The 17,151-nt window shown below is 61.5% G+C and carries 15 protein-coding genes; 10 read left to right on the top strand and 5 right to left on the bottom strand.

What is annotated here, in order from left to right; all coding sequences use genetic code 11:
- Positions 1–6: 6 nt before the first annotated feature.
- From EAO39_RS04415 to EAO39_RS04405, 3 genes are all read right to left on the bottom strand, one after another.
- A complete protein-coding gene (locus tag EAO39_RS04415) occupies positions 7–4,743 on the bottom strand; it encodes a glutamate synthase-related protein (protein WP_120966333.1) in 4,737 nt (1,578 codons plus the stop codon).
- Positions 4,744–4,933: 190 nt separating this feature from the next.
- Positions 4,934–5,635: a transposase gene (locus EAO39_RS04410; protein WP_120966332.1), complete on the bottom strand. Its 702-nt coding sequence runs from the start codon at positions 5,633–5,635 to the stop codon at positions 4,934–4,936.
- Between the two features lie 120 nt (positions 5,636–5,755).
- The gene (locus EAO39_RS04405; RefSeq protein WP_120966331.1) at positions 5,756–6,652 is read right to left on the bottom strand and encodes an IclR family transcriptional regulator C-terminal domain-containing protein; all 897 of its coding nucleotides are present in this window, start codon (positions 6,650–6,652) and stop codon (positions 5,756–5,758) included.
- A 90-nt stretch (positions 6,653–6,742) separates the two neighbouring features.
- On the opposite strand from EAO39_RS04405, the gene EAO39_RS04400 reads away from it, so the two are divergent.
- The 10 genes from EAO39_RS04400 (at position 6,743) to EAO39_RS04355 (ending at position 15,413) form a co-directional block, all read left to right on the top strand.
- The gene (locus EAO39_RS04400) at positions 6,743–7,444 is read left to right on the top strand and encodes a 3-oxoacid CoA-transferase subunit A (protein WP_120970680.1); all 702 of its coding nucleotides are present in this window, start codon (positions 6,743–6,745) and stop codon (positions 7,442–7,444) included.
- Entirely contained in the window at positions 7,441–8,124 is a 684-nt protein-coding gene (locus EAO39_RS04395) for a 3-oxoacid CoA-transferase subunit B (protein WP_120966330.1), read from the top strand. Before EAO39_RS04400 ends, EAO39_RS04395 begins: the two co-directional genes overlap by 4 nt.
- A gap of 96 nt (positions 8,125–8,220) precedes the next feature.
- The gene (pcaF, locus tag EAO39_RS04390; protein WP_120966329.1) at positions 8,221–9,432 is read left to right on the top strand and encodes a 3-oxoadipyl-CoA thiolase; all 1,212 of its coding nucleotides are present in this window, start codon (positions 8,221–8,223) and stop codon (positions 9,430–9,432) included.
- Positions 9,433–9,452: 20 nt separating this feature from the next.
- The gene (gene pcaD, locus EAO39_RS04385) at positions 9,453–10,250 is read left to right on the top strand and encodes a 3-oxoadipate enol-lactonase (protein WP_120966328.1); all 798 of its coding nucleotides are present in this window, start codon (positions 9,453–9,455) and stop codon (positions 10,248–10,250) included.
- 75 nt (positions 10,251–10,325) lie between these two features.
- Positions 10,326–11,387: a cyclase family protein gene (locus tag EAO39_RS04380; RefSeq protein WP_120966327.1), complete on the top strand. Its 1,062-nt coding sequence runs from the start codon at positions 10,326–10,328 to the stop codon at positions 11,385–11,387.
- 38 nt (positions 11,388–11,425) lie between these two features.
- On the top strand, positions 11,426–11,722 hold the full coding sequence (locus EAO39_RS04375) for a YciI family protein (RefSeq protein ID WP_120966326.1): 297 nt from the start codon (positions 11,426–11,428) through the stop codon (positions 11,720–11,722).
- Between the two features lie 22 nt (positions 11,723–11,744).
- On the top strand, positions 11,745–12,488 hold the full coding sequence (locus tag EAO39_RS04370; RefSeq protein ID WP_120966325.1) for an SDR family oxidoreductase: 744 nt from the start codon (positions 11,745–11,747) through the stop codon (positions 12,486–12,488).
- A gap of 86 nt (positions 12,489–12,574) precedes the next feature.
- Complete coding sequence (locus tag EAO39_RS04365; protein ID WP_120966324.1) at positions 12,575–13,915, top strand: TIGR00366 family protein; 1,341 nt, start codon at positions 12,575–12,577, stop codon at positions 13,913–13,915.
- Positions 13,916–13,962: 47 nt separating this feature from the next.
- A complete protein-coding gene (catC, locus tag EAO39_RS04360) occupies positions 13,963–14,247 on the top strand; it encodes a muconolactone Delta-isomerase (protein ID WP_120966323.1) in 285 nt (94 codons plus the stop codon).
- 164 nt (positions 14,248–14,411) lie between these two features.
- Entirely contained in the window at positions 14,412–15,413 is a 1,002-nt protein-coding gene (locus EAO39_RS04355; protein WP_120966322.1) for a tripartite tricarboxylate transporter substrate binding protein, read from the top strand.
- 145 nt (positions 15,414–15,558) lie between these two features.
- On the opposite strand, the gene EAO39_RS04350 is transcribed toward EAO39_RS04355, so the two are convergent.
- Both EAO39_RS04350 and EAO39_RS04345 read right to left on the bottom strand, forming a co-directional pair.
- Complete coding sequence (locus EAO39_RS04350) at positions 15,559–16,497, bottom strand: SAM-dependent methyltransferase (RefSeq protein WP_240467070.1); 939 nt, start codon at positions 16,495–16,497, stop codon at positions 15,559–15,561.
- Positions 16,498–16,505: 8 nt separating this feature from the next.
- Entirely contained in the window at positions 16,506–17,126 is a 621-nt protein-coding gene (locus tag EAO39_RS04345) for a DUF1415 domain-containing protein (protein ID WP_120966320.1), read from the bottom strand.
- Positions 17,127–17,151: the final 25 nt, after the last annotated feature.

The raw sequence follows: 17,151 nt of genomic DNA, 5'->3' as shown, positions 1-17,151 counted from the left end.
GCCGTCTTACTTGGCCAGGGCTGCTTCTTTTTTGGGAGTGGCTTGCGCTTGCGCAGCTTGCTTTTCCTTTTGTTTGCGTTCATAGATCTCGCCGAGCGCACGCTGGTACTCGGTCGGGAACACCTTGACGAACTTAGCACGCGCAGCGGCCCAGTTGTCCAGCAGATCACGGGCACGGGTGGAGCCCGTCCAGCGGCTGTGCGCTTCAATCAGGGCGCGCAGTTGCTGGTCGTCGCTCTGGCCACGATGCCAGATACCGGGATCGACACGCGAGACAAACTCGTCATGCGGCAGCACTTTTTCCAGCTTGACCGAGGCCGTGTTGCAACGCTCGGCAAACTTGCCGTCTTCGTCGTACACATAGGCCACACCGCCGCTCATGCCGGCGGCAAAGTTGCGGCCGGTCTTGCCCAGCACCACGGCCGTACCGCCGGTCATGTATTCGCAGCCATGGTCGCCCACGCCTTCGACCACCGCCGTGGCGCCGGACAGGCGCACGGCAAAGCGCTCACCGGCCACACCGGAGAAGAAGGCCTCGCCGCTGGTGGCACCAAACATCACGGTATTGCCCACGATGGTGTTGTTCACGCTGTTGCCACGGAATTCATGGCTGGGGTGTACCACCACACGGCCGCCGGACAAGCCCTTGCCCGTGTAGTCATTGGCTTCGCCGGTCAGGTTCAGCGTGATGCCGTTGCACAGGAAGGCACCGAAGGACTGGCCGCCCGTACCTTCAAAGTGGATACGGATGGTGTCGTTGGGCAGACCTTCGGGGTGAGCCTTGGTCACGGCGCCGGAGAGCATGGCACCGACGGAACGGTTCACGTTGCGCGCCACTTCCATGATGCGCACTTTTTCGCCGTTCTCGATAGCGGGCTTGCAGCGCTCGATGAGCTTGACGTCCAGCGCCTTGTCCAGCAAGTGGTCTTGCGTGTCGACGTGGAAACGGGCCACATCGGCAGGCACTTCGGGCAGGGCAAACAGGCGGCTGAAGTCCAGGCCCTGTGCCTTCCAGTGGGCGATGCCCTTGCGGGTATCGAGCAGGTCGGAACGGCCGATCAGGTCGTCGAACTTGGCAATACCCAGCTGAGCCATGATCTGGCGCACTTCTTCAGCGATGAAGAAGAAGTAGTTCACCACATGCTCGGGCTTGCCGCTGAACTTGGCGCGCAGCACCGGGTCTTGCGTGGCCACGCCCACGGGGCAGGTGTTCAGATGGCATTTGCGCATCATGATGCAGCCTTCAACCACCAGAGGAGCCGTGGCAAAGCCGAATTCGTCGGCACCCAGCAGAGCGCCGATGATCACGTCACGGCCGGTCTTCATCTGGCCGTCGGCCTGCACGCGCACACGGCCGCGCAGACGGTTCAGCACCAGGGTTTGCTGGGTCTCGGCCAGGCCGATTTCCCAGGGACCGCCCGCATGCTTAATGGAAGACCAGGGCGAAGCGCCGGTACCACCGTCATGGCCGGCGATCACCAGGTGATCGCTCTTGCACTTGGTCACGCCTGCAGCAATCGTGCCCACACCGACTTCAGACACCAGCTTGGTGCTGATGCTGGCGTGAGGCGCCACGTTCTTCAGATCGTGAATCAGCTGAGCCAGATCTTCGATCGAGTAGATGTCGTGGTGAGGAGGAGGCGAAATCAGACCCACACCCGGCACGGAGTGACGCAGCGCACCGATGTACTCGCTCACCTTGCCGCCAGGCAGCTGACCGCCTTCACCGGGCTTGGCGCCCTGAGCCATCTTGATCTGGATCTGATCGGCAGAAGCCAGGTACTCGGCCGTCACGCCAAAACGGCCGGAAGCCACCTGCTTGATGCGTGAACGCAGCGAGTCGCCATCGAGCAGCTCGATATCGGACTCGACCTTGTCGCCGCCGATGATGGAAGCCAGGGTCTCGCCCTTGGTGATGGGGATGCCCTTGAGCTCATTGCGATAGCGCTTGGGATCCTCGCCACCTTCGCCGGTGTTGCTCTTGCCGCCGATGCGGTTCATGGCCACGGCCAGGGTAGCGTGGGCTTCGGTGGAGATGGAGCCCAGCGACATGGCACCCGTGGCAAAGCGCTTGACGATTTCCTTGGCCGATTCGACCTGGTCCACAGGAATGGCCTTGGCGGGATCGAACTTGAACTCAAACAGGCCGCGCAGCGTCATGTGGCGCTTGCTCTGGTCGTTGATCAGCTGGGCGAATTCCTTGTAGGTGCCGAAGTTGTTGGCGCGGGTGGAGTGCTGCAGCTTGGCAATCACTTCCGGCGTCCACATATGCTCCTCGCCACGGGCACGCCAGGCGTACTCGCCGCCGGCATCCAGCATGGTTTCCAGCACCGGGTCGTCGCTGAAAGCCGCGTTGTGGTTGCGAATGGTTTCTTCGGCGATCTCGAACACGCCTATGCCTTCCACGCGGCTGGCCGTGCCGGTGAAGTACTTGTCCACGGTTTCGCTGTTCAGACCCACGGCTTCGAACAGCTGGGCACCGCAGTACGACATATAGGTGGACACGCCCATCTTGGACATGATCTTGGACAGCCCCTTGCCGATGGCCTTCACATAGTGATAGATGGCCTTGTCGGCAGTGATGGGGGCATCCTGGCGGCTGAAGATATCTTGCAGCGTCTCGATCGCCAGATAGGGGTGAACCGCTTCCGCGCCGTAACCAGCCAGCACGGCAAAGTGGTGCACTTCGCGGGCGGTACCGGTTTCCACCACCAGACCAGCGGTAGTGCGCAGGCCTTCACGCACCAGATGCTGGTGGATTGCCGACAGCGCCAGCAGCGCAGGGATAGCCACCTGTGTGGCGCTCAGGTTGCGGTCGCTGATGATCAGGATGTTGGCGCCGCCCTTGATCTCGTCCACGGCATGGGCACACAGCGAAGCCAGCTTGGCCTCCACACCTTGCTTGCCCCAGGACAGCGGATAGGTGATGTCGATCGTGGAGCTCTTGAACTTGCCGTTGGTGTGCTTTTCGATTTCGCGCAGCTTGGTCATGCCCTCCACGTCGAGCACGGGCTGCTGCAGCTCCAGGCGCATGGGCGGGTTGACCTGGTTGATGTCCAGCAGGTTGGGCTTGGGGCCCACAAAGGACACCAGGGACATGACGATGGCCTCGCGGATCGGGTCGATCGGCGGGTTCGTCACCTGGGCGAACATCTGACGGAAGTAGTTGTACAGCGGCTTGTTCTTATCGGACAGAACGGCCAGCGGGCTGTCATTACCCATGGAGCCAATGCCCTCTTCGCCCTTCTCGGCCATGGGCGTCAGCAGGAACTTGATGTCTTCCTGGGTGAAGCCAAAGGCTTGCTGGCGGTCCAGCAGCGGCAGATCCGCGGCCTTGACGGGGGCCACAAAGTCGGCGGGCACTTGCACCTGGTCGAGCTTGATGCGCAGGTTCTCGATCCACTGCTTGTAGGGCTTGGTGTTGACGACGTTGGCCTTGAGCTCTTCGTCTTCGATCATGCGACCTTGTTCCAGGTCGATCAGCAGCATCTTTCCGGGCTGCAGACGCCATTTGCGCACGATCTTGCTGTCGGGCACGGGCAGCACGCCGGCTTCGGAAGCCAGGATGACCAGATCGTCATCGGTGATGCAGTAGCGCGAAGGACGCAGGCCGTTGCGATCCAGCGTGGCGCCGATCTGGCGGCCATCGGTGAACACGATGGAAGCTGGGCCGTCCCAGGGTTCGATCATGGCGGCGTGGTATTCATAGAAGGCGCGGCGGCGCTCGTCCATGGCCTCGTGCTGTTCCCAGGGCTCGGGAATCATCATCATCACGGCCTGGCTGATGGGATAGCCAGCCATGGTCAGCAGTTCCAGGCAGTTGTCGAAGGTGGCGGTATCGGACTGGCCGGCAAAGCTGATGGGATAGAGCTTTTGCAGGTCGTCGCCCAGCACGGGCGAGGCCATCACGCCTTCGCGAGCCAGCATCCAGTTGTAGTTGCCGCGCACGGTGTTGATTTCACCGTTGTGGGCCACATAGCGATAGGGGTGAGCCAGAGGCCACTCGGGGAAAGTGTTGGTGGAGAAACGCTGGTGCACCAGACCGATGGCGGAGATGCAACGCTCATCGGACAAGTCCTTGTAGTACACGCCGACCTGATCGGCCAGCAGCAGGCCCTTGTACACCACGGTACGGCTGCTCATGCTGGGAACGTAGTATTCCTTGCTGTGCTTGAGGCCCAGGTTCTGGATGGCGGCACTGGCCGTCTTGCGGATCACATACAGCTTGCGCTCCAGTGCGTCCTGCACGATTACGTCCGTGCCGCGGCCGATGAAAACCTGGCGCAGGATGGGTTCCTTTTCCTGCACGGTGGGCGACATGGGCATGTCGCGGTTGACCGGCACATCGCGCCAGCCCAGCAGCACCTGGCCTTCGGCCTTGATGGCGCGTTCCATCTCCTGCTGGCATGCGAGGCGGGATGCGTGCTCCTTGGGCAGGAAGATCATGCCCACGCCATACTCACCGGCGGGAGGCAGCGTCACGCCCTGCTTGACCATTTCTTCACGGTAGAGCTGGTCCGGAATCTGAATCAGGATGCCTGCGCCGTCGCCCATCAGAGGATCGGCTCCCACGGCGCCGCGGTGGTCGATATTCTCCAGAATCTTCAGCGCACCCAGAACGATGTCATGGCGCTTCTCGCCCTTGATATGAGCCACAAAGCCCAGACCACAGGCGTCGTGTTCGTTGCTCTTGGAGTACAGACCGTGGTCTTGGAGATGCTTGATCTCTGCAGCCGTCGTCATGGGGAATCCTCTAATTTATTTCGCAGGGAACGCAAGCGTACGACAGCACATAACCTTATGCAAACAATTTTAATTAGGGTCAGATTCTAATTAAATTCCGACATAAATCATTGGAATTTAATTAGGGACATATTTAACTAGAGAGAAAAATTTCAATTAAATCAAATACTTGATCAAAATAATGAAAGCGCTATGACAGCGTCTTGGGGGCTTTTGGCGGGCGTCCTGCGCGTTGGCGGCTTATCCGGCGCTCGGTTTTTTGTTGCAATTTTTCAATGAAATCGCTGTCGCCCAGCGCCCAACCGCGCATGGCGGCGTGGCTGATCTGCTCTTGCGCATCGCTGCTCAGGCCTGTATCAACCGCAGAAACATAGGCTGCATCGCGCGCAAACGGCGTATTGCCCAGCGTCCAGAACATGGCATGCGGGCTGACCAGCGCGTCGTTGCGCAGGCCCGCGCTGGCGCCATAGCTGGACCAGGGCCAGTCTCCGGCTTTAGGCACCAAGCCCGCACGGACGGGATTCAGATCCATGGAAACCATGGTCGGGATCAGCCAGTCCCTGGCCTGCAGCACCGTGCAGCGGTAGCGCCCTTCCCACAGCGTGCCGCTGCGGCCATGGCGATTATTGAAATAGCGCACATAGCTGCGCCCCACAGCCTGCATGAACTGGGGCAGGCCCAGCTCTGTTCTGGGCGTGAGCAGCAAATGAAAGTGGTTGGGCATGAGCACATAGGCATGCACATCCACATCAAAGCGCCGAGCCATCTCGCGCAGCAAATCCAGCATGGTCTGGCGATCCTGGGCATCCACAAAGATCTCGGCCCCGTTGTTGCCGCGTTGAATGATGTGGTGCGGCAAATCCGCAAGAGTGAGTCGTGGCAGGCGGGCCATGGAGCGAAGCTGGCGTTGCACGCAAGGCAAGCAAGGTGGAGGAGCTGTGGATTATGAAACCCCGGGCCGAACTCAGGGGACTAATCACACTTTCCTATGGAGCCCATAGGGTTCAAAGCATCAAAGATTCAGGCGCGACGATGCCCGCAGCAGTTGGCTGATGAGCTGTGTGGATGCCAGCAGGCGAGGAAGCAGCTGCTCGCGCATCATCTGGGCGCTGTTGCGGTTGGCCTGCCCGCTGATGTTGAGCGCTGCCACGGTGCGCCCGGCAGCATTCTTGATGGGCGCCGCAATCGAGATCAGCCCTTCCTCCAGCTCCTGATCCACCAAAGCCCAACCTTGTTCACGCACCTGCAGGATGCGCTGCAGCAATTGCTCGTCATCCTGCTCGGTCAAGGCGGTGAATCGCTGCCGCTCTCTGCCGGCCAGCAAAACCTGCAGCGATGCATCGCTTTCACCCGCCAGCAGCACGCGCCCCATCGACGTCCAGAAAGCCGGCAGGCGCGAGCCCACTCCCAGGTTGGTGCTCATGATCTTGTGGGTATGCACGCGCAGCACATAGACGATGTCGCTGCCATCGAGCACGGCTGCCGAGCAGGACTCCTTGGTTTCATCCACCAGCCGCTCCATCACGGGCTCGGCCAGATTCCATACCGGGGTCGAACTCAGATAGGCAAAGCCCAGCTCCATGATGCGCGGCGTCAGCTGAAACAGCTTGCCATCGCTTTTCACATAGCCAAGCGTCTGCAGCGTCAGCAAAATTCTTCGGGCGCCGGCGCGCGTCAAACCTGCTTTTGCCGCCACTTCGCTGAGCGTCTGTGCCGGGGCATCGGCGCTAAAGGAGCGAATCACCGCCAGACCCCGTGCAAATGACTGCACATAGCTATCGCCTGGGCGCGGCACATCGGCGACGGCGTTGGAATCTGCATCCGATGCAGCCAGCGTGGGGAGGCCCTCTTTAGCACCTGTTCCAGAAGCTGCACCTGTGGGTAATACGGAAGCGGGAAGTTTTTCCATAGCTCTATAATTCTTTATGCGAACTTTTGTTCTTTATACGAACATTTTAACGCAGTGCCAAAGGCCTGCGCATGCATGGAGACTATCAAAGTGATCAACAAAATCACCGACACCATCGCCCAGGCGCTGGCTAGCGTACAGGACGGAGCCACGGTACTGATCGGGGGCTTTGGCACCTCGGGCAATCCCAACGAGCTCATAGACGGACTGATTGCACAGGGCGCACGCGACCTGACCGTGGTCAACAACAATGCCGGCAACGGCGATCAAGGCCTGGCGGCGCTGCTCAAAAGCGGCCAGGTACGCAAGATCATTTGCAGCTTTCCCCGCCAGGTGGATAGCTGGGTCTTTGATGATCTCTACCGCAGCGGCAAGATCGAACTGGAACTGGTCCCTCAGGGCAATCTGGCCGAACGCCTGCGTGCGGCCAGTGCAGGTGTAGGCGCCTTCTTCTGCCCCACGGCCTACGGCACAGAACTGGCAGCCGGCAAAGAAACCCGCGAGATCAACGGCAAGCACTATGTGCTGGAGTACCCCATCCACGGCGATCTGGCCTTGATCAAGGCCGAAAAAGGCGACCGCTGGGGCAACCTCACCTACCGCATGTCGGCCCGCAACTTCGGACCGGTGATGGCATCAGCTGCCAAGCACACGATTGCCACGGTGCACGAACTGGTGGAGCTGGGCGCGCTGGACCCCGAAGCCGTGGTCACTCCCGGCATCTATGTCAGCCAGATCGTCAAGATCGACCGCGTGGCCACCCTGGCCGGTGGTTTCAAGAAATCGGCATGAGCGCCGCAACTGCCGAAAGAAGCACCATGAGCAGCTACCAAAAACGCAGCAAGCAAGAGCTGGCCCAGCGCGTGGCCGAAGATATTTTCGACGGGGCCTACGTCAACCTGGGCATTGGCATGCCGACCCAGGTGGCCAACCACATCCCAGCCGGCCGCGAAGTCATTTTGCAAAGCGAAAACGGCATTCTGGGCATGGGCCCGGCACCGGCCGAAGGCCAGGAAGACTATGACCTGACCAATGCCGGCAAGCAGCCCGTGACGCTGCTGCCTGGCGGCTGCTATTTCCACCATGCCGACAGCTTTGCCATGATGCGCGGCGGCCATCTGGATATCTGCGTGCTGGGCGCCTTCCAGGTCTCGGCCACCGGCGACCTGGCCAACTGGAGCACCGGCGAGCCCGGTGCCATTCCCGCCGTGGGCGGCGCCATGGATCTGGCCGTGGGCGCCAAATCCACCTGGGTGATGATGGATCTGCTCAGCAAGACGGGCGAATGCAAGGTCGTCTCGGCCTGTACCTACCCCCTCACCGGCCTGGCCTGCGTCAAACGCATCTACACCGATCTGTGCACGCTGGAATGCACGCCCCAGGGCCTGCGTCTGATCGATACCGTCGAGGGTCTGACGCACGAAGCACTGGAGCGCATTGTCGGCCTGCCCATCGCTGCCGCCAGCGCCTAAAGGCTTTTTACAAGCAAAAACGACCGCTAGCGCTTATGTATCAAGCGCTGGCAGCTCTCATTTTTAAAACCATGGGCCACGCCCGGAGACAACACCATGAGCACTGCATCCCAAGCCTTCATCTGCGACGCGATCCGCACCCCCTTTGGCCGTTACGGCGGCGCGCTCTCCAGCGTGCGCACCGACGATCTGGGCGCCGTGCCCATCAAGGCTCTGATGGAGCGCAACCCCGGCGTGGACTGGACGGCCGTGGCCGATGTGCTGTATGGCTGTGCCAACCAGGCCGGTGAAGACAACCGCAACGTGGCCCGCATGTCCAGTCTGCTGGCCGGCCTGCCGATTGATGTGCCCGGCGCCACCATCAACCGCCTGTGCGGCTCGGGTCTGGATGCCGTGGGTACAGCGGCGCGCGCCATCAAATCGGGTGAAGCCCGCCTGATGATTGCCGGCGGTGTGGAATCCATGAGCCGCGCGCCCTTCGTCATGCCCAAGGCCGAATCGGCCTTCAGCCGCAACAACGCCGTGTACGACACCACCATAGGCTGGCGCTTTGTGAACAAGCTGATGAAGGCCCAGTACGGCGTGGACTCCATGCCGGAAACCGCAGAGAACGTGGCCGACGACTTCAAGATTGAACGCGAAGCCCAGGACCGCATGGCCCTGGCTTCGCAGCAAAAGGCGGCAGCTGCCATTGCGGCAGGTTACCTGGCCAAGGAAATCGTCAACGTCTCCATCGCCCAGAAGAAGGGCGATGCCATCATCGTCAGCCAGGACGAACATCCCCGCGCCACCACACTGGAAGCGCTGGCCAAGCTCAAAGGCGTGGTCCGCCCTGACGGCACGGTGACCGCAGGCAATGCCTCGGGCGTGAACGACGGCGCCTGCGCCCTGCTGCTGGCCAATGAGGAAGCCGCCCAGCAATACAACTTGGTGCCCCGCGCCCGCGTGGTCGGCATGGCTACGGCCGGCGTTGCGCCCCGCATCATGGGTTTTGGCCCCGCGCCTGCCGTGCGCAAGGTCCTCGCCCAGACCGGTTTGACTCTTGACCAGATGGATGTGATTGAGCTCAACGAAGCCTTCGCCGCCCAGGGTCTGGCCGTGCTGCGCGATCTGGGCATTGCCGACGACGACGCCCGCGTCAACCAATGGGGCGGCGCGATTGCACTGGGCCACCCGCTGGGTGCATCGGGCGCCCGTCTGGCCACCACGGCCGTCAACCAGCTGCACACGCTGGGTGGTCGCTATGCCTTGTGCACCATGTGCATAGGCGTGGGTCAGGGCATAGCCGTGATTCTGGAAAAAGTTTAAGACGGCCGCGAGCGTTTGACATGAGCACCACCTCCCTGCCTACCGCCACCGGCACCTTCCGTATCGCCCTGCAAGGCCCGGCCGATGCGCCGGTTCTGCTGCTGTCCAACTCCCTGGGCACCACCCTGGAGATGTGGGACGCGCAGGCCGCCACCCTGTCTGCCGATTGGCGCGTGCTGCGTTACGACACCCGCGGCCACGGCGCCAGCGTGTGCAACCCTGGCCCTTACAGCTTTGCGCAGTTGGGCCAGGACGTGCTGGCCATTCTGGATGCACTGCATATAGTGCAGGCCCATTTTTGCGGCATCTCCATGGGTGGGCTGACCGGGCTGTGGTTGGGAGTGAATGCTTCTGCACGCCTGCGCAGCATCACGGTGGCCAATAGCGCGGCCAAGATCGGCGTGGAATCTGCCTGGCTGGAGCGCGCGGCCCTGGTGCGCGCCCAAGGTACGGCTGCCATGCAGGCGCTGGCCGCATCTTCGCCCAGCCGCTGGTTCACGGAAAGCTTTGCCGCTGTACAGCCTGAGGTGGTGCAAACCGCCCAAGACTGGATTGCCGGCATCAGCCCCGAAGGCTATGCCAGCTGCTGCGAAGCCCTGGCCAAAGAAGACCTGCGGAGCGCCATCTCTGGCATCCGCGTGCCCACCCTGCTGATCGCTGGTGAGCACGACCCCGTGACCACGGTCGCCGATGCGCAAGCCATGCACGCCGTAATTGCGGGGTCGGTACTGGCTACGGTGCCCGCCTCGCACCTGTCCAACCTGGAGGCTGCTGCGGCCTTCGAGCAGGCACTGGCTGACTTTTTGAAGCAGCACTGAACTTTTTGCACACACCGGTCCAGAACAAGACTCAGGCCACAGGCCAAAGAGCAGACCGCGGTATGGGAGACAAGCATGATTGCATCCAATCCACGCTGGCGACAGCGCCCCGAAGGCTCCACCTGGGGAGACTTTGGCGACCACGACCAACTGGGCCGTCTGAACCTGCTCACCCCTGAAAAAGTGCGCCAGGGCGTGGCCCAGGTGCGTGAAGGCCTGCGCTTTTCCCTGAGCCTGCCGCTGGACTACCCCGGCGGCAGTGCGCTCAACCCCAACCGCAAGCCCCCGGTGCTGCGTCCCTTGCAGCGCAAAGGCCTGGTCAATTTCAACTGCCTGCTGCAGACCCTGGAGCCCGGCCGCACCGACGTGCTCTCGGACGATATGGCCATTCTGTCGCTGCAGTACTCCACGCAATGGGACGGACTGGCCCATGTGGGTGCGCTGTTTGACGCCAATGGCGACGGCCTGCCCGAAGCGCTGTACTACAACGGCTTTGCGGCTGGCATAGACATCGTCGGCCCCGCCGATGTGAGCGGCACCGGCATCCCCGAGCGCCTAGACGAAGCCGCCAGCACCAGCTGCGCCAAGGCCTTGGGCATTGAAGGCATGGCCCGCAACGGCGTACAAGGCCGCGGCGTGATGCTGGACCTGCGTGCCCACTACGGCGATGCCCGCACGCTGATCGGCTATGACGAGTTGCAGCGCGTGATCGATGCCGACCGCGTCGAGATCGAGCCCGGCGACATGCTGTGCCTGCACACCGGTTTCGCCCAGCGCGTGCTGGAGATGCACAAACAACCCGACCCCGACGTACTCAACCACAGCTGCGCCGTCCTGAACGGGCGTGACGACAAGCTGCTGCAGTGGATCACCGACAGCCAGATTGCCGCGATTGCTGCCGACAACTATGCCGTAGAGGCCCACCCAGCCCAACCCGGCGCCGCCTGCTGCTCGGCCCTGCCTTTGCACGAGCACTGCTTGTTCAAGCTGGGCGTGCACCTCGGCGAGCTGTGGCATCTGACACCGCTGGCGCAATGGCTGCGTGCCCACCAGCGCCACCATTTTTTGCTGACGGCTCCTCCGCTGCACCTGCCTGGCGCCGTGGCCTCTCCGGTCACGCCCATCGCCACGGTGTAAGCCACACCGCGCCCGCCGTCACTTTCACAGCCGCCACCATGCCTTACATCATCGAAACCTTTGACAAGCCCGACCACCAGGCCGTGCGCCAGGCCCATCGCCCGGCACATCTGGACTTTTTAAGCGCCCACCAGCACCTGCTGCTGGCCTGCGGCGCCAAGCTGGACGACGAGGGCAAGGATCTGGGCGGCGGCCTGTATGTCGTGGACCTCGACACCCGACAAGCCGCACAGGACTTCATCGAGGCCGACCCTTTCTTCCAGGCAGGGCTGTTTGCCAACGTCTGCATCACCCGCTGGCGCAAGGCCTATCTGGCCGGTGAATGCTGCCTCTAAACATTTTATTCAAGCCCGCACCATGACTTCTACGCACACCTCCGCTTCCACCACCCCACGCCCCCGCGTTTTGATCACCGGCGGCGGTGCCGGCATCGGTGCCGCTGCGGCACAGCGTTGCCGCGAGGACGGCTATGAACCCGTCATCATCGACCGCATGGTGGACCACATCCCCGGTGCCATTCAGGCCGATTTGAGCGATCCGCAAGACACGGCCCGTGCGCTGAACGAGGCCTTGAAGGACGGGCCCATCACCCGCCTGATCAACAACGTGGGCGTGGTGGTGCCCAACGATGCGGCTTCGCAAACCCTGGCCGAATTCGATCTGGCCATGTCCCTGAATCTGCGCTGCGCCTTTCAATGCATGCAGGCCCTGCTGCCCGGCATGCAGGCCGCAGGCTTTGGCCGCATCGTGAACATGTCCTCGCGTGCCGCCCTGGGCAAGGACTTGCGCACGGCCTATGCCGCCAGCAAGGCCGGCCTGATCGGCATGACCCGGGTCTGGGCGCTGGAACTGGGGCAGTACGGCATCACGGCCAATGCCATCGGCCCAGGGCCCATACGTACCGCCTTGTTCGACAAGGCCAATCCGCCCGATGCGCCGCGCACGCAAAAAATCATTCAGTCGGTGCCCGTCAAACGCGTGGGCACGCCAGAAGACGTGGCCCATGCCGTGTCTTACATGCTCGATGACCGCAGCGGCTTCGTCACCGGACAGGTGCTTTACGTCTGCGGCGGCATGACGGTCGGCGTCGCCAGCATCTAAATCTTTCACGGCCTGCGCAGCCCCACTTCCGTGGGTCGATGCCAGCCCTTTCTCGCCAAACACCTCATACAACAAGGCCAAACGCCATGTCAAAAATCACCGCGTTCTTCACGGAGCTGATGCGCAAGTATCTGCCCGACCCGTTCGTCTTCGCCATCATGCTCACCCTGCTGACCATGGTGCTGGCCTTTGCCGTGGAAAGCCGCCCCGTGAACCTGGTGGTCGAGGACTGGGGCAAAGGCTTCTGGAGCTTGCTGGGCTTTACCACCCAGATGGCCGTGATTCTGGTCATGGGCTATGTGCTGGCTGCGGCCCCCGTGGTCAACCGCTTTCTGAACAAGATTGCCAACCATGTGCACACCCCAAGGCAAGCCATCATCGTGGCCACCATCGTGGGCTGCGTGGGCAGCTATCTGAACTGGGGCTTTGGTCTGGTGATCGGCGGCATCATGGCCCGCAAGCTGGCGCTGAAGGTCAAGGGCGTGCACTACCCCTTGATCATCGCCTCGGCCTATACCGGCTTCACAATGTACAGCCTGGGTTTCTCGGCCACCATCCCGGTGTTGATTTCCACCAAGGGCCATGCCTTCGAGAGCAGCATGGGGCTGATTCCCCTGACGCAAACCATCTTCTCGGCCCCCATCCTGATCACCAGCCTGGTGGTGTTGATTGCCCTGCCTTTGCTCAATGCGGCCATGCACCCCAAGCAAGGTGAAAAAGTGGTGGAACTGGACCCCGTGGTGGCGGCGCAAGACAGCAAGCCTGCGGCAGGTGCCGGTGAGCTGCTGGGTGACGAAAAAACCCTGGCCTCGCGCCTGAACAACAGCCGCGTGCTCAGCCTGTTGATCGGCCTGTGCGGCATGGGCTATGTGGGTCTGCACTTTTACAAGGGCGGCAACCTGGATCTGAACATGATCAACTTCTTCATCCTGTTCCTGGGTGTGCTGTTGCTCAAGACCCCTCTGCAGTACGTGGAAAAGGTCAATGAAGGCGTCAAGACCATAGGCGGCATCATTTTGCAGTTCCCGTTCTACGCAGGCATCATGGCCATCATGCATGGCTCCGGTCTGGTGGAGTCCATCGCCCATGTCTTCGTCAACATCTCCAGCGCAGACACCTTGCCGCTGTGGGGTCTGGTCAGCTCCTTCGTCATCAACTTCTTTGCCCCGTCCGGTGGCGGCCACTGGGTGCTGCAAGGCCCGTTCATGATCGACGCGGCCGTCAAGCTGGGCGCATCGCAGGCACAAACCGCCATGTCCGTCATGTTGGGCAACGGCTGGAATGACCTGGTGCAACCCTTCTGGATCCTGCCTGCCCTGGCGCTGTCCAAGCTCAAGCTCAAAGACATCATGGGCTACACCGTGGTCTCCATGCTGCTGGTCGGCGCCATCTACGCCAGCACCATGCTCATCTGGCCCCATCTTTGAAGCCCGGCTTTCCCTGCCCCATTCTGTCCCTACAGGAGTAACAAAACATGTTGTACATGGTTGAAATGATTGTCCAGATTCCCCAGTCGCTGGACCCCGAACTGGCAGCAAAAATCAAGCTGGAAGAAAAAGAGTATTCGCAAAAGCTGCAGCGCCAAGGCCAATGGCGCCACCTGTGGCGCGTGGTCGGCGAGTACGCCAACGTCAGCATTTTCGACGCCGCCAGCAACGACGAGCTGCACACCCTGCTCAGCGGCCTGCCTCTGTTCCCCTATATGCAGATCAAGGTCACGCCGCTGGCCAATCACCCTTCTTCCATCGTTCAGGAATAAGCGGTTCCTGTCTGCCGGCAGTCACTGATTGCCGGCAGACAGATCCCGGATGGACCTGTACGCCTTGTGGATGAGCAAGCCATGTATGCCTGCTCACCCAAGACCCGGGGCTCACAGCCGCAAGCCTTGCCCCTTTCGCGCAACTTATTATTCAGGAGACATTGATGTTCAAGCCTTCCCCAATCATTTCCCGCCGTGCCGGCCTGAAGTCCCTGGCCGCTGCCGCTTTGCTGGGCGCCGTCGGTATGGCCCCCGCGGCAGCTCAGGATGTATTCCCCAGCAAGCCTCTAACCATCGTCGTGCCCTTTGCCGCCGGTGGAACTACCGACATCCTGGCCCGCATCGTCAGCCAGGCGCTGCAGCAGGAGCTGGGCCAGACCGTGATCGTTGACAACAAGCCCGGCGCGGGCGGCAACATCGGTGCCGCAGCGGCAGCACGTGCTGCGGCCGACGGGTACACGCTGTTCATGGGAACGGTGGGAACGCATGCCATCAATGCCTCGCTCTACCAAAAACCCGGTTTCGATCCCATCAAGGACTTTGCGCCGCTGACGCGCGTGGCCACCGTGCCCAATCTGCTGGTTGCCAACCCCAAGCAGCCCTTCAAGACAGTCAAGGAAATGATCGCCTACGCCAAGGCCAACCCCGGCAAGCTCAACTACGGTTCCTCGGGCAGCGGCAGCTCGATTCACCTGTCGGGCGAGCTGTTTCGCTCTATGACAGGCCTGGATATGGTGCATGTGCCTTACAAGGGCAGCGCCCCGGCCATCACCGACTTGCTGGGCAACCAGATCGCCGTGATGTTCGACAACATGCCTTCGGCCATCCAGCATGTGCGCTCCGGCAAGCTGCGCCCGATTGCCGTGACCACGGCCAAGCGCTCGCCCGAACTGCCTGACGTGCCCACCGTCGCCGAAGCCGGCGTACCCGGCTACGAAGCCACGTCGTGGTTCGGTCTGTGGACGCAAGCCAAAACTCCAGCGGCCGTGCAGCAGCGCCTGCATGCCGCGATTGCCAAAGTGCTCAAGGACCCGGCCGTGATCAAGAAGATCAATGACCAGGGCGGCGACATCATGATCGATACGCCAGCCGAATTTGCCGCCTACATCAAGGCCGAATCGGCCAAGTGGGGCAAGGTGGTCAAGGACTCCGGCGCCCAGGTGTAAACACTTTTTTTGATAGCATTCAGCGCTGACTATTAAACAACTTCAATTGGTTTAATGCCAAAGAAAAAGGAGCTGCCAGCGCTGGCAGCTCCTTTTTTCATATCAACCCGCTGCGCCCGGCCTTTCAGAGCGCGCCGTTTTTACCTCAGGCTCCCAGTACGGCGGCTTCAGCGCCTTGCTCGGTGGGCTGCGTTTCAGCAGGCAGATGTGGATAACGCAAGGCGGCCAGACCCGAGAGACCAAATTCCGCCAGCAATTGGTGCAGACGCTCTGCCGAGGCACGTTTTTTGTGACCGGTATAACGGGCCACGATCAGCTCGTTCTTCATGCTGTGCTCCCAGCCCACCAGCTCCGTCACCGTGACCTGATAGCCGCAGGCTTCCAGATACAGGCAGCGCAGCACATTGGTGATCTGGCTGCCCATCTCGCGGGTATGAATGGGGTGGCGCCACAGCTCGGCCAGAGGTGTGCGCGTCAGCGACAAGGCCTTGGTCTGGCGCAGACAGGCGGCCACTTCGGCCTGGCAGCAGGGCACCAGCACCATGGCCTTGGCCTTCTTTTCAATACCGAAGGCAATCGCGTCATCGGTTGCCGTGTCGCAGGCATGCAAGGCCGTGACCACATCGAAGCGCTCGGGCATGAAGTCGGCACGGGTGGACTCGGCCACCGACATGTTGAGAAACTCCATGCGATCGAAGTTGAGCTCGGCAGCCAGCTTCTGCGAAGTCTCGACCAGGGGCGCACGCGTTTCGATACCGTAGATCTTGCCGCGACCCAGGACCTTGAAATACAGATCGTAGAGGATGAAGCCCAGATAGGACTTGCCCGCGCCGTGATCGGCCAGCGTGACGGCCTGCTCGTTCTTGGACAGCTCGCCCAGCAGCGGCTCTATGAACTGATAAAGGTGATAGACCTGCTTGAGCTTGCGGCGCGAGTCCTGGTTGAGCTTGCCTTCGCGCGTGAGTATGTGCAGCGCCTTGAGCAGCTCAATGCTCTGACCGGGCTTGAGTTCCAGCTGCGCCGCCACGTCCTGCGCCGCAGGCTTTTTGTTCGCTGGCTTGCCTTCCTGGGGCTTTTTATCCATCTTGGCCATTATTCGTCTGCCTTCGCTGCGCCATGACCGGTGACGGGGCAACGTGCGCCCACGCCCATGTCCAGCCAGCCTTCAAGGCCGATTTTCTCCAGCGTTTCCATATTGCGTTCGTAAATCGACTCGGCCTCGGGAAAGACTTCCACGGCCTTGTCTATGCTGTCTTCGCGCAGCAGATGCAGGATGGGATAGGGCGCGCGGTTGGTGCAGTTGGTCACGTCATCCACTTCCGTGCCTTCGAACTGGAATTGGGGGTGGAAGGAAGCCACCTGCAAAATGCCGCCCAGATCCAGCTCGTCGACCATGGAGTCGGCCACTTCGAGGAAATCGTTGAAGTCCAGAAAATCCTGCAGCGCCAGCGGCAGGATCAGCAGCGTGGTGTCGCGCTTTTCGGCATTGGCCTCGGCCAGCGCCTCCAGCTCCAGATACAGATCCCCGGCAACGCCTTCTGCATCGGTGGCATTGCTGACCACATAGTGAATCTGTCCCTTGACATGCACCCCCTTGGCAAACGGGCAGAGGTTCAGGCCGATGACGGCTTTCTCCAGCCAGCGCACCGTGTCCTCGATCACGACATCGGGCGGAAAGCCCTGGTCAGCAGCAGTCATCACGGGTTCAGTCATGGCAAGGCCCTCCAAAATGCAAATG

This window comes from Comamonas sp. lk (assembly GCF_900564145.1).
In the GTDB taxonomy this organism is placed as follows: Bacteria; Pseudomonadota; Gammaproteobacteria; order Burkholderiales; family Burkholderiaceae_C; genus Comamonas.
The sequence above is the reverse complement of the archived record's forward strand: the minus strand, read 5'-3'. Positions and strand labels throughout refer to the sequence as shown.